This is a genomic window from Burkholderia sp. AU27893 (genome assembly GCF_002223205.1).
In the GTDB taxonomy this organism is placed as follows: Bacteria; Pseudomonadota; Gammaproteobacteria; order Burkholderiales; family Burkholderiaceae; genus Burkholderia.
In genome coordinates this window covers 689,136-701,173 of sequence record NZ_NKFD01000004.1, presented here as the reverse complement: position 1 = coordinate 701,173, position 12,038 = coordinate 689,136, and the positions used below count along the sequence as shown (strand labels likewise).

Annotated in this window: 12 protein-coding genes; 6 read left to right on the top strand and 6 right to left on the bottom strand. The window is 66.3% G+C overall.

What is annotated here, in order from left to right; translation table 11 throughout:
* Positions 1–46: 46 nt before the first annotated feature.
* The gene (locus CFB47_RS23045; protein WP_069252006.1) at positions 47–508 is read left to right on the top strand and encodes a CBS domain-containing protein; all 462 of its coding nucleotides are present in this window, start codon (positions 47–49) and stop codon (positions 506–508) included.
* A 153-nt stretch (positions 509–661) separates the two neighbouring features.
* On the opposite strand, the gene CFB47_RS23040 is transcribed toward CFB47_RS23045, so the two are convergent.
* On the bottom strand, positions 662–991 hold the full coding sequence (locus tag CFB47_RS23040) for a DUF4148 domain-containing protein (protein WP_089442096.1): 330 nt from the start codon (positions 989–991) through the stop codon (positions 662–664).
* 512 nt (positions 992–1,503) lie between these two features.
* Between CFB47_RS23040 and CFB47_RS23035 the strand changes: the two genes are divergently transcribed.
* Positions 1,504–1,902, top strand: coding sequence for a GreA/GreB family elongation factor (locus tag CFB47_RS23035; protein WP_069252008.1), 399 nt, complete (start codon positions 1,504–1,506; stop codon positions 1,900–1,902).
* A gap of 174 nt (positions 1,903–2,076) precedes the next feature.
* Here the strand turns inward: CFB47_RS23035 and CFB47_RS23030 are convergent, their stop codons facing one another.
* A complete protein-coding gene (locus CFB47_RS23030; protein WP_089442094.1) occupies positions 2,077–3,195 on the bottom strand; it encodes a porin in 1,119 nt (372 codons plus the stop codon).
* A gap of 608 nt (positions 3,196–3,803) precedes the next feature.
* Here CFB47_RS23030 and CFB47_RS23025 point away from each other — a divergent pair.
* Complete coding sequence (locus CFB47_RS23025; RefSeq protein ID WP_089442093.1) at positions 3,804–4,178, top strand: YXWGXW repeat-containing protein; 375 nt, start codon at positions 3,804–3,806, stop codon at positions 4,176–4,178.
* 462 nt (positions 4,179–4,640) lie between these two features.
* Here CFB47_RS23025 and CFB47_RS23020 read toward each other — a convergent pair whose 3' ends face one another.
* Entirely contained in the window at positions 4,641–5,027 is a 387-nt protein-coding gene (locus CFB47_RS23020) for a helix-turn-helix domain-containing protein (RefSeq protein WP_089458514.1), read from the bottom strand.
* A gap of 329 nt (positions 5,028–5,356) precedes the next feature.
* On the opposite strand from CFB47_RS23020, the gene CFB47_RS23015 reads away from it, so the two are divergent.
* The 3 genes from CFB47_RS23015 to CFB47_RS23005 all read left to right on the top strand — a co-directional run bounded on the left by CFB47_RS23015 (position 5,357) and on the right by CFB47_RS23005 (position 8,927).
* Positions 5,357–5,833: a nuclear transport factor 2 family protein gene (locus tag CFB47_RS23015; protein ID WP_089462392.1), complete on the top strand. Its 477-nt coding sequence runs from the start codon at positions 5,357–5,359 to the stop codon at positions 5,831–5,833.
* 233 nt (positions 5,834–6,066) lie between these two features.
* Entirely contained in the window at positions 6,067–6,882 is an 816-nt protein-coding gene (locus CFB47_RS23010) for a helix-turn-helix transcriptional regulator (RefSeq protein WP_089462391.1), read from the top strand.
* Positions 6,883–7,301: 419 nt separating this feature from the next.
* Positions 7,302–8,927: an amidohydrolase gene (locus tag CFB47_RS23005; RefSeq protein WP_089462390.1), complete on the top strand. Its 1,626-nt coding sequence runs from the start codon at positions 7,302–7,304 to the stop codon at positions 8,925–8,927.
* Positions 8,928–8,951: 24 nt separating this feature from the next.
* Here the strand turns inward: CFB47_RS23005 and CFB47_RS23000 are convergent, their stop codons facing one another.
* The 3 genes from CFB47_RS23000 to CFB47_RS22990 form a co-directional block, all read right to left on the bottom strand.
* On the bottom strand, positions 8,952–9,563 hold the full coding sequence (locus CFB47_RS23000) for a cysteine hydrolase family protein (RefSeq protein ID WP_089462389.1): 612 nt from the start codon (positions 9,561–9,563) through the stop codon (positions 8,952–8,954).
* 173 nt (positions 9,564–9,736) lie between these two features.
* Positions 9,737–10,987: an MFS transporter gene (locus CFB47_RS22995; protein WP_089458519.1), complete on the bottom strand. Its 1,251-nt coding sequence runs from the start codon at positions 10,985–10,987 to the stop codon at positions 9,737–9,739.
* 217 nt (positions 10,988–11,204) lie between these two features.
* A complete protein-coding gene (locus tag CFB47_RS22990; protein ID WP_218829429.1) occupies positions 11,205–12,029 on the bottom strand; it encodes a hypothetical protein in 825 nt (274 codons plus the stop codon).
* Positions 12,030–12,038: the final 9 nt, after the last annotated feature.

Here is a 12,038-nt window from a genome sequence, read left to right as displayed (position 1 = left end):
ATCACACCCTGCCTGCCCAGCATCGACCTGCACACGGAGAAAGCGAATGAGTACGACTGTCGCGCAACTTCTCAAGGCCAAGCCGGATTCGGGCCGCACCATCTACACCGTCACGAAGAGCGACCTCGTCTACGACGCCATCAAGCTGATGGCCGAAAAAGGCATCGGCGCACTACTGGTCGTGGACGGCGACGACATCGCGGGCATCGTCACCGAGCGTGACTACGCGCGCAAGGTGGTCCTGCAGGACCGCTCGTCGAAAGCCACCCGCGTCGAGGAAATCATGACGGCGAAGGTGCGCTACGTCGAACCGTCGCAATCCACCGACGAGTGCATGGCGCTGATGACCGAGCACCGGATGCGCCACCTGCCCGTCCTCGACGGCGGCAAGCTGGTCGGCCTCATCTCGATCGGCGACCTCGTCAAGAGCGTGATTGCCGATCAGCAGTTCACGATCAGCCAGCTCGAACACTATATCCACGGCACGCCCGCGGTCACGTCCGCCTGACCCGCCCAGCAAAAAAGGCCCAAACGCGCGAGCGTCTGGGCGGAAAGCCGCCGGAATGCGGCGACGGAGGTTCTGCTCCTGCGGGCGAATGACGCGCACAACGGATGCGCGTCTCGTCGATTAAGCGGTGCGCTCGGGCAGACCCGGGGACGTTCAGTTGCCGAAATAGACCGAGTTCACGGGATTCGGTGCTTCACGCGTCATGCGGCGGCCGGCTTGGCCTGCACCCGTCGCCACGGCACCGTAGCCGCTCGTATCGGCTTGCGCGAGCGTCGGCTGGTTCGGTTGAATGCGTTGTTCAGCGGCCTGGATGTTGTCCGGATATTGCGAATCGCTCGCGAGCGGCTTGTAGCCGTTCTGTTCGAGTTGCACGAGCTCGGCCTTGACCTGGTCGCGCGTCAGCCCCTGCTCGGACTGTGCAAACGACGCGATCGGGGCGGCAAGGACGGATGCGGCGATAGCTGCGTAGATGACCGACTTCATGATTTACCTCCGGTATATGTTCTCGTTTGGCGTCGCCTCGGCAGGACTGTCTGAAGCGATTGAATTCAGTGTAGTTCTCGCCAATCCAAGGGGAAACCCTTAGTTTGAATATACAGCGTTGCGATTTTGACAAAAATCACTCGCACATCCCGGACGATATCGCGGCGACTTGCTTCACTCGCACAACAATCCCTGACAAAATGCCGACAACCGAATCACATATCCCGAAGGTTGTGTTGTAGAATCGTAAGGTTATATTCGTCTGTCGATCTTCCATCCACCATGTACGCGCTCACGCCCCTTTCGGTTTCGCCGTCCGGCCCGGCCGGCGTGCGCGCGCGCGCCGGTCATCCGGCGCATCCCCTCGCTCGACGCACGGCCCAGGCGCCGCTCGCCCCTGCCCGGCGCCTGATCTGACGGCTCGGTCTCCTCCCGGAGCCAGGTCAGACAGGCTCCGGGCGATCCCCATAGGCACGCCACGCCTGCCCTTGCCGATCATTTGGAGAACTGCCATGAAACAACGCCTTTACCAGTTGACCGAACTCGACGTTGCTCGCCTCGAGAAGCACGCCGAACACAACCCGCGCTTTCAGACGATGCTCGATACGCTTCTTGAGCGCGCCGACATCGTCCAGCCCGACGCCATCAAGGCGAACGTCGTCACGATGAACTCTCAGATCACGCTGCTCGACGAAGCGACCCAGGAACAGGCCACCTGGACGATTGTTTATCCGGACGCCGCCAATCTCGAGCTCGGCCGCCTGAACGTCTTCTCGCCCGTCGGCATGGCATTGCTGGGCACCCAGCGCGGCCAGATGGTCAAGGTGATGCAGCCGAGCGGCGCCGAAAAGCAGATGAAGGTGGCCGCGATCGTGTTCCAGCCCGAAGCCAACGGCGAATACACGCGCTGAGCCCCCTGCCGTCGGCACCGCGCCGTAGCGGCGCACAGCAAAAAAGCGAGGCACAGGCCTCGCTTTTTTGCATCCGGACGACATGAATCGCCGACATCGCATTCCGCACACGAATAAAAGGCGCCCGAAGGCGCCTTTTTCGATGCTGCGTAGCGGGTTACCCCGCCGTCACGCTTAGAAGCGGTGACGCAGACCAACCGTTGCTGCGGTTTGGTTGATCGACGAGCTCGGCAGGTTGTCGCTGAAGTTGCTGCCGTTGTAGATCGATGCGCCGATGCCGTTCTTCGCTGCACGCTGGTACACAGCTTGTGCGTAGACGTCCGTGCGCTTCGACAGAGCGTAGTCAGCTTGCAGGCCGAACTGGTTCCAGTGCGTGCTGCCGTTGTTGATCTTCGCGTTCGTGTACGTGTAAGCAGCACCCAGGCCGAGAGCCGGCGTCAGGTTGTACTTTGCGTTGACTTCGTAGTTGTCGGTGCGCAGCGTGCCGACGCCGACTGCGTTGTTGTCGAGGCGAGCTTGCGTCCATGCAGCGCCGACTTGTGCCGGGCCGAATGCGTAGCCAGCAGCAGCACCGTACGTGCGGACGCGGCCTTGGCTAGCGATGCCACCGATTGCCGACGACGTTGCGCCGTTTGCGTTCGTACCGTCACCCAGGTTCGCTTGCGAGTATGCACCCGCCAGCTTCAGGCCTTGGAACTGGTATGCAACGCCTGCGCTGTACGCACGGTTGTTACCGAAGTTCGTGTTGTTCGAGAACGAGTACGTGCCGCCGAATTGCAGGCCAGCGTAGTTAGCGCTCGTGAACTTGATCGTGTTGTTCTGAGCGACATCACCGTTCGTGCTCAGACGATCCAGGTTCAGCGGGTGCGCGAAGTACGTGCCGCCCCACGAGCCCGTTGCCGTCAGCGGCGCCAGGTAGTCTTGCGTTGCGTCATACTGCTTACCCAGCGTGACCGTGCCGTACTGGCTCGACAGGCCGACGAAAGCTTGGCGGTTGAACATGCCGTTGCTGTTCGCGAACTTGCCGTTACCGATGTTGAAGCCGCTTTCCAACGTGAAGATTGCCTTCAGGCCGCCACCCAGGTCTTCCGAGCCACGCAGGCCGAAACGGCTCTGGTCAATGCCCGAACCCATCGCCCAACGCGACTTGCCAGCTTGGCCGAGTGCCGGCTGGACGTTGCTCGTGTAGGTGATGCCTGCGTCCAGCACGCCGTACAGCGTGACGCTGCTTTGTGCGTGAGCGACGGTAGCAAACGATGCTGCAGCTGCTGCAACGATCAGAGTCTTGTTCATTCGTGGAGCTCCCTTCTAAAAAGAGGCAGGTCTCGCGACCTTGTTCATAAACGGTCTGCAACCGCCCGGGAGCGCCATCGATCCTGCTGGCCGCGCCCGGATAGTTGCCCGTTTGGGAACCGTGAGTTTAGGGGTGTACCCTAGGGGAGCGATCCGCAAATAAAGAAATAAGCTTTTCCAGAACTAGAAATAATGAAAGTGGGGCCGAGTTATAAGTATTTGTTTTGACGTTTGTTTTTGACTTCTTGACGGAGGCTTTTTGGAGCCTTTCATCGCACCATTCTTACATGTCATCGTCTTGACGGTTGCATAGAAACAACAAACGAATTCGGCGCGACCCTCCGGAATCGGCAAATTTTACCCAATTTGATCTCGAATTTCTGCCCTCGGGCACCTAAAACGCATTCGTCGGCCAGTAAACAGGGCTCGACAGTCGTTCAGCGGGTCACGTCCAGCGGCAACATCCATATAGAAAGGCCGGCTTCCACCTGCCGACGGTTCACCCCACCTGCCGTGACACACGGTAACAGCGTTAACCGCTCGCGTAACCCGGCCGGCCGACTGGCAGGCTAATGTAAGGCAGCCTCGAATACAGAACAGGACACGCCATGAATCGACGCTCGTTGTTACGCGCCATCGGATTGACCGCCGCCTTCGTCGGCACCGGCGGCTGGCTCCGCGCCGCCTCGGCCCAGCCCGCGCCGCCCGTGTACCGGCCGTCCGGCCCGAATCGCGTGCCCGGCGGCCCGCCCTATCCGGACCGCCCGGGCTTCGCACCGCCGGCCGCCCGGCACGACCGCCGTCCGCCGCCGCCACGGCCGCATGGCTATATATGGACCGACGGCTACTGGCGCTGGCAGCGTGGCCGCTATATATGGATGCCGGGGCGCTGGGTCGCACGGCGCCCCGGGCGTCGGTGGGTGCCCGGCTACTGGCGCCGCCAGGGACGGGTATGGATCTACGTCGACGGTACGTGGCGATAGGCAGCCACCGGGCTGCCCGGCCGGTAGCACGCCCGGGGCGGGCAGCGCGAGCGAACCCGTGCCGTTCTGCCGCGACATCATCATCACGATGCCCGGCTGGCGCTCCCACGAATCCTGCCCGCCGCCCCAATGCCGACGGGCAAACCGGGGGATGCTTCCGGTCACGCAACCTCGACCTTCGACGTTACTCGCCGGTCTACCGCACACCATCCCGCCTCTACCGAACCCTGCCACGCCCTTCGCCGCCGTCTCGGTCGCCCCGTACCTGCCCTTGTTGAACGGAGCATCGCCAGCGCATTGCCATATACGGGACGAATGGAACGCACCGCCTCGTTCAATCCGACGAAATCATTCGGACAACGAAATCATGCAATGGCGATGCACCGGCAACTACGCCACGCCTCGTCGCATCGCACCGAACACAGCACAACGCCCAGCGACAAGGCGGCGCAAGCGCCCCGCTCAGCGCCCGCCGCCCTCGATTTCCCGCGCTCGGCGTCGCGCGACGCAGATCGCGCGATGATGTTCGTCGGCCCACCGGATCATCGCCTGCATCGGCGTCAGGAACGAACGCCCAAGGTCGGTCAGTGCATATTCGACACGCGGCGGCACTTCGGCGTACAGCGTGCGACTGACGAAGCCGTCCTGCTCGAGCCGCTTGAGCGTGCGCGACAGCATCTGGTTCGACACATCGCCGATCGTACGGCCGAGTTCGTTGAAACGCATCGTCCCGCCGGACAACGTTTCGAGCACGAGCAGGCTCCACTGATCACCGATGCGGTCGAGCACATCGCGAATCGGGCATGGCTGATCGAGTTCGACGGATTCATCGGCGGGCGGGAACGGCATGACTGGATTCTCTTTCAAGGGCAACGCATGGTCAGCGCGGTGTGACCTGTTCACACCGCGCTGACTTCTTGTGACGGGTTCGCGGCAACTGTACCATTCGATCGGCCCGACAGCCGCGCGGATTCGCCAGTTCAACGAAGTATGGCGAAGGCGCGCGGCTTCTACCGGCCCGTGTCGTCACGATACGGGCCGGGCGGAAAACCCCTCGCGGCGGCAACGCGCGTGTATCCGCAACCATGCACCGTCGCCCGCCGATCGCCGCGGCAGGCTCGACCCGCCGTCGCGCACCGCGCACCCACCCACGCTTCGTCAGACAAGGAACCCGCTACATGTCATCGCTCCGCTCCCCCGTTCGCGCCGTGGCCGCGCTCGTCCTGCTGGCCGCGTCGACGGCCGCGCTGGCCGCCGCCCCAGCCACGCGCGACCTGGCCGCCGAGGAAGCCAACCGCCAGCTCGTGCTGACGTTCTACGACCGCTTCTTCAACAAGCACGAAGCCGTCGAAGCCGCCGCCGTCGTCGCAGACGACTACAAGCAGCACAACCCGCACGTGCCGGACGGCAAGAAGCCGTTCGTGTCGTACTTCGTCGGCGCGTTCCAGAAGAACCCGGCATCGCGCGCGCGCATCGTGCGCAGCTCAACCGACGGCGACCTCGTCTACCTGCACGTGCATGCGACCGAGCGTCCGGGCGACCGCGGCGAAGCGGTCGTCGACATCTTCCGCGTCAAGGACGGCAAGATCGTCGAACACTGGGACGTGATCCAGCCGGTACCGGAACAGTCCGCGAACGCGAACACGATGTTCTGACGCGCAGGCCGACACGTGGTGCGCCACGATGTGCACCACCCGTCGACGGACGATCGGCCGCCCGCCGGCCAAGCGCGCGTGCCCCGCGGCGGCGAACTCCCCTACAATCGAGCTTCGCCGCCGCGCCGGCCTCCGTCCCGCATGACCGCACCGCCAGCCGCCGCGCCGCCGGCGCGCCGTCATCCGCGAAGCACGGCCGGCACGGGCGGCCGTTCGCGCAGACGGTGTCAACGATGAGCCCCGCCCATATTTCCCTCAGCAATGCCGGCGACCTGGTCGCCAGCCTCGGCAGTCCGCAGTTTCCCGCCCGGCTCTGGGCATGGCTGCGCGAAACCGTCGATCCGCAGTCCCATTACAGCGTCGCGACGCGCTACCGCCGCGATGCGCCGTCGCAGTCGGTCGACAGTGTCGACGTGCTGTTCTTCGCGGGCGGCGACGATCCCGACGGCACGCGCCACGCGCTCGATCTCTATACCCAGGGCGACTGGCGCACCGACACACTGCTCCCGCATATCGAGCGCGCCACCGATTCGCAGCTCGTGTTCTCGTGCAACGAGGACATCGATACGGCAACCGAATACGGCCGCCATTTCGCGCTCGGCGATCTCGGCGAAGACTGCACGCTGCTCGGCAGCGAGCGCGACTATGTCTATGCGTTCTCGTTGTTCCGCCGACGCGGCCAGCCGTCCTATACGCTGGCCGAGCTGGCGCTGCTGCGGCAGCTCGGCGATTTCGTGCTGCCGCTCCTGATCCAGCATGCACGGCTCGCCCGCCTGACGCCGCGTTCGGACGACGGCGCGTTGCTGCAGCGGTTCGAACAGCGCCTGTCGGCCAGCAGCGCGGTGCTGTCGCAGCGCGAACGGCTCGTGTGCCGCGCGGTGCTGCAAGGCCAGCCTGTCCCGCAGATCGCCGATACCCTCACACTCAAGCCCAGCAGCGTGCGCACCTATCTCGGGCGCGCGCTCGCGAAGCTCGGCGTGGCGAACCGGGCCGGACTGTTCGCGTGGTGCGTGACCGAAGAGGAACCGCCGGGGGACCGCGGTCAATAGATGACACCTCCGCATCGCGGCACGCCTACTCACCCCCGCGTTCTTTGTCGCGTCTTGTCCTCAAAACGATGACAGACAGCCGCCCGCCCCGCTCCTAGTATCTGACTCATCCGACGACCGGAACGCGTCGGATATCACGGAGACACGGCATGCCGAATACCGGATGGACGCCGGCCCGCACGGCCGCGCGCGCGTCGCCCATCGATCCGCCGATTCAGACCTGGCGGCGCGATCGGCATGACGCTCCGGCGACAGCCGGCCTTCACCACGACGCATCGCCGCGCCCGCCGCGCAACACCGGCACCTAGCCGCCCCGCATCTCATTCCAACCCGACCGGGTTCACGCGACCGGACGAGCCAGACGGCCCGCCCGCCGGACACGTGCGCCCGTCGAACCTTCCCCCATCCGGAGGAGACACATGCAACACGCCGATACCGTCTATCTGAACGGCCTGCTTTACACGGGCGATGCGCAACGCCGCTTCGCTCGGGCGCTCGCCGCCAAAGACGGCAAGATCGTCGCCGTCGGCCGCGACGACGACATCCGCCCGCTGGCCGGCCCCGCGACGCGCATCGTCGACCTGGCCGGCAGGCTGATGCTGCCGGGCCTCATCGATGGCCACGTGCACCCGCTCGAAGGCCACCAGATCCTCGGTGACTTCGACCTGTCCGGCATCAACGATCCCGACACGATCCTGCAGCGCATTCGCGCATGCGCCGATGCGACGCCGAACGAACCGTGGGTCTATCTCGGCGGCGCCAACCTGGCCGCATTCGGCGCGTATCCGACCCGCGAGCTGCTCGACCGGATCGTGCCCGACCGGCCGCTGCTCGTGGTCGGCTTCGACGTGCACAGCGGCTGCCTCAACACGAAAGGGCTCGAAGCGGCCGGCATTCACGCCGATACGCCGGACCCGGCCGGCGGCGTGTACGAGCGCGACGCGTCCGGCGCGCCGAATGGCGTCGTGCACGAAGCGGCGTTCTACCGCGTGTGCCCGATCATTCCGCAACTGAGCCCGGCCGGCTACCCGAAGTCGCTCGCGAAAGCGCATGCGATGGCGCACCGTTACGGCCTCACCGGCTGGTTCGACGCGCGCGTCGAGGAGGCCGAACTCAAGGCGTATGCCGACGCGCAGCGCGCGGGCACGCTGAAGGTGTACATGAGCGCCGGCCTCTATGCGAACCCGCGCCGCGATCCGCGCGAGCAGATCGAGCGCTTCGCCAGATGGCGTCGCGAATACGAATGCGACAACCTGCGCCTGCATACGGTGAAGATCTTCGTCGACGGCGTGCCCGAATCGAAGACGGCCGCGCTGCTCGAGCCGTACGCCGGCACCGACGATTGCGGCCTCGCGCTGTGGAGCCAGGACGCGCTGAACGAGATCTGCCTGCTCGCCGACACGGCCGGCTTCGACCTGCACTTCCACACGCTCGCCGACCGCGCGGTGCGCATGACGCTCGACGCGCTCGAATACGTCCAGATCCGCAACGGCATGCGCGACCGGCGCGCGCAGCTCGCGCACCTGCAGCTCGTCGATCCGGCCGACATGAGCCGCTTCAACCGGCTCGGCGCGATCGCCAGCGTGCAGACGCTATGGACGGCCGCCCGCGAGGAGCAGCAGCAGCTCTATCGCGACCTGCTCGGCGCCGAGCGCACCGCCCGCAACTATCCGTTCCGCAGCCTGCGCAACGCGGGCGCGATGCTCGCGGCCGGCTCCGACTGGTCGGTCAGCACGATGAACCCGATGCAGATCATCCAGACCGGCGTCACGCACTTGCTGATCGACCAGCCCGACAGCCCGCCGTGGAATCCGCACGAACGCCTCGACCTGCTCACGATGCTCGAGGCCTATACGGTGAACACCGCGTATGCGCTGCGCTTCGACGACTGTACGGGTTCGCTCGAAGCGGGCAAGGACGCGAGCTTCGCGATCCTCGACCGCAATCCGTTCGCACACCCGGTCGAGACGTTCGCGCAAACCCGTGTGATCGAGACGTGCTTCCGCGGCGAAGTCGTATACGCCGCGCCGGGCTGGGCGGACTGAAGCACGCATCCGGCGGCGGTGCCGTCAGGCGACGGCCAGCGCCAGCACCTGCTCGGTCGTCAGCACGTCGCCGAACGTGTCCGACAACGCGGCCAGCGTCGCGCGATGGAGGTCGCGGTGCGATACCGTGCCGCCGTCCGCGAGGTCGAGGTCGCGCGTCGCGCATGCGTCGTCGACGACGATCACCGCGTAGCCGAGCGGCACCGCATCGCGTGCCGCGCCGGCGACGCATGCATGCGTCATCAACCCCGTGACGATCAGCGTGTCGACACCGGCCGCCTTCAGGCGCGCGTCGATGTCCGTCGTCGGGAACACGCTCACCGACGTCTTCTTCACGACCGTGTGATGCGCCGCCGGCTGCAGGTCCGCGTGAAAGCGGAAGCTGTCGCTGCCGTCGGCGAAGATCGGGCCGTCGGCCACATCGACGTGCTGCACGTGAAACACCGGCATGCCCGCGCGGTCGGCGAACGCGATCACGCGCTGCGCGTTGCCCAGCGCGCGCGGCCCGTCCGGAATCGGCAGGCGGCCGCTGAAATATTCATTCTGGAAATCGATCACCAGCAGCGCGGTGCGGGCGGCGGCGATCGATGTCGGCGCGCTCGCGCCCGCCAGGGTACGGATGGTCGGATGTTGCATGGGTCGCTCTCTCGGTTGGCATGTCGAAGGAACGGCGCGCCGGGCCAGCCGGCGCCGCCGGACGCGGCCCGGATGCTCCCGGGACGCGAGGCGCCAGTGTCGGGCCGCGCGGCCTGACGCGACAGCGGTGCGCGGGACAACGTCCGACAGGATCGGGCCAACGTGCAAACCGCCTACGACAGCGCGGCTGTTCGCGCGCCTGGCTGCGTGCGGCCATACGCGACCATCATCGCGAAGCTGAGCAGGAAGCCCGCACCACCGATCAGTAGCAGGCCGATCTCGCCGAACACCGGCAGCAGGTTCGTGAGCGCGCCCGTCACGACCCACGCGACGGCCATCACCGAGCCCGCGACGCCGAGCGCCCAGCCTTGCCGGCCCTCGCTGACCGCGTCGGAGAACGCCGTATACATCGTCGTGTACGCAACCATGTCGAAGCAGCCGACGACCATCGCGAGCGACCACAGCACCGGCTCGTGCGGGAACAGCGCGGACAGGACCTGGCCGACGCCCGCGACGAGCAGACCCGTCTTCGCGATGTCGACCACGCGCCACACGCGCAGCAATCGCCGTACGACGAACAGCAGCCCGAACACGAAGCAAAGGCCGATCACGCCGCTGAACAGCCCGAGCCGCGCGCTCGTGTAGCCGAATCTCGCCTGCAGCAGCAGCATGATGGTCTGCAGGTAGAGCCCGTAGCCGACCTGCATCAGGAAGAACACCACCGACAGGAACGCGACGTTGCGCTGGCGCACGGCCTCCCCGATGATCCGCAGCGGCAGCAGCGGATCGATGCGCGTGTCGCCGCGCGGTGCGGCCGAATCGCGGTACGACGCCCAGGTCCAGCACGCGCAGGCCAGCGACAGCGCGGCGACCAGCACGAACGGCGTGCCGTAGTCGAACAGCGGCGAAATCGTGCGATCGGACGTCACGCCGCCGAGCACGGGGCCGACGATCACGCCCGCGCTGAACGCGAGCGACATGATGCTCATGTTGTGCGCCTTGTTCTCCGGCGTGCTCAGGTCGGTGATCGCTGCCTGCGCGATGCCCTGGCAGCCCGCCATCAGCCCGGTGAGCCCGCGGCCCGTCAGCAGCAGCGCGACGCTCGCATGCCAGGCACCGGCCGCCATCATCGCGTAGCCGGCCGCGAGGCCGAGCACACACAGCAGCAGGATCCTGCGGCGGCCGTAGCGATCGGACAGGTCGCCCATCAGCGACGAGCCGAAGAACATGCACAACGGGTAGATCCCGTAGCCGAGACCGAGGTAGAAATTGCGCGCATGCGCGCCGGCGTCGGCCGGCAGGATGCCCGCGTGCGGATCGCTGAAGATCGCGGACATCATCGGATAGACGAGCCCGAAGCCCATCGCGTCGATCGCGATCGCGAGCAGGCAGGGGCCGAGCAGCTTGTAGTCGAGCCGGGACATGGCGACCTTCCGGACAGAGTGGATGATCGCCCAAGCGTAACGATGGGGCGGCGGCCGCGGTAGGCCGCCGCCCGCGATGCTAAGCATCGGTTCGCCCGATACCCGAACCGACGCGGCAACCGATCGATCGCGTCGACGCCCGGCTCCGGGCGCCCGGGGCCGGGCCGATCAGCCCGTAGGGCGGCCTCGGAGCCGGCCCGGAGACCCGCGTCGTCCTTCACGTCGACAGCCGGACGATCCCGTACGGATTGAACTTGAAGTCATCCTCGTCGTGAGCTCCGTCGTCGACCAGCCACGCATCGCGCGCGTGCAACGTCGCATCGATCCCCTGTTGCACCATCTCGTCGGCCACAGCATCCATGACGGCCACGGAGTCGCGATCGGTTCCGCGCGAGCGCGGCACCTGCACGTCCGGCAGGCCGACCAGATGAAAGCCCACGCTGTCGAAGTAACCGTCCGATCCCAGCGGGCGCCGAGCGAACGCCAGCCGGCACACCCGGTTCTGCGCAAGCGTGTCGTCGCGACCAGTCGCGACCGCGGCCATCCGGATCAGCTCCCGCCAGCGGTGCAGCCCGTGCGCCACGCCCGCGCTCTCGCCCTTGACCGCCACGGCACCGGCATCGATCAGCCGATCGACCAGGAACAGCGCACCGATCGACGCACGCACGGCGTTGTCCCGCGTCATGCGCGGGCCGAGCACATACAGCACCGACTGATGCGCGCCGACGGCTTCGGCGTCCGCCCGCGTCCATGCATCCGGTTCGACGCGGTCGCGGCAGATCTCGAACGAACGGCCCATCCGCTCGTCCGGCGCGGCGGCGGAATACGCGTCGTCGACGCCGAACCCCGTTGCGAATTCGGCAATTGCCGCGTGCGTCGCGTCGCGCAGGCGCTGCAGTTCGCGTTCCGCGCCGAGAAAGCACAGCACGTGCCGCGGCTGCACCGGCGATTCGCCCGACCAGGCGGCCCGCCGGTCCGTTTGCTGCACGGCGGCCTCTCGCGCCGCCCCGCCGCCGAGCCGTTTCTTCAACCTTGAAAACATCCGCCATCT

Excerpts from the sequence above, each read along its gene's own strand:
- CFB47_RS23000 (WP_089462389.1), bottom strand. The coding sequence starts at position 9,563 with ATGCAACATCCGACCATCCGTACCCTGGCGGGCGCGAGCGCGCCGACA.
- CFB47_RS23035 (WP_069252008.1), top strand. The coding sequence starts at position 1,504 with ATGAAACAACGCCTTTACCAGTTGACCGAACTCGACGTTGCTCGCCTC.
- CFB47_RS23015 (WP_089462392.1), top strand. The coding sequence starts at position 5,357 with ATGTCATCGCTCCGCTCCCCCGTTCGCGCCGTGGCCGCGCTCGTCCTG.
- CFB47_RS22995 (WP_089458519.1), bottom strand. The coding sequence starts at position 10,987 with ATGTCCCGGCTCGACTACAAGCTGCTCGGCCCCTGCCTGCTCGCGATC.
- CFB47_RS23040 (WP_089442096.1), bottom strand. The coding sequence starts at position 991 with ATGAAGTCGGTCATCTACGCAGCTATCGCCGCATCCGTCCTTGCCGCC.
- CFB47_RS23005 (WP_089462390.1), top strand. The coding sequence starts at position 7,302 with ATGCAACACGCCGATACCGTCTATCTGAACGGCCTGCTTTACACGGGC.
- CFB47_RS23025 (WP_089442093.1), top strand. The coding sequence starts at position 3,804 with ATGAATCGACGCTCGTTGTTACGCGCCATCGGATTGACCGCCGCCTTC.
- CFB47_RS23010 (WP_089462391.1), top strand. The coding sequence starts at position 6,067 with ATGAGCCCCGCCCATATTTCCCTCAGCAATGCCGGCGACCTGGTCGCC.
- CFB47_RS23030 (WP_089442094.1), bottom strand. The coding sequence starts at position 3,195 with ATGAACAAGACTCTGATCGTTGCAGCAGCTGCAGCATCGTTTGCTACC.
- CFB47_RS23020 (WP_089458514.1), bottom strand. The coding sequence starts at position 5,027 with ATGCCGTTCCCGCCCGCCGATGAATCCGTCGAACTCGATCAGCCATGC.
- CFB47_RS22990 (WP_218829429.1), bottom strand. The coding sequence starts at position 12,029 with ATGTTTTCAAGGTTGAAGAAACGGCTCGGCGGCGGGGCGGCGCGAGAG.
- CFB47_RS23045 (WP_069252006.1), top strand. The coding sequence starts at position 47 with ATGAGTACGACTGTCGCGCAACTTCTCAAGGCCAAGCCGGATTCGGGC.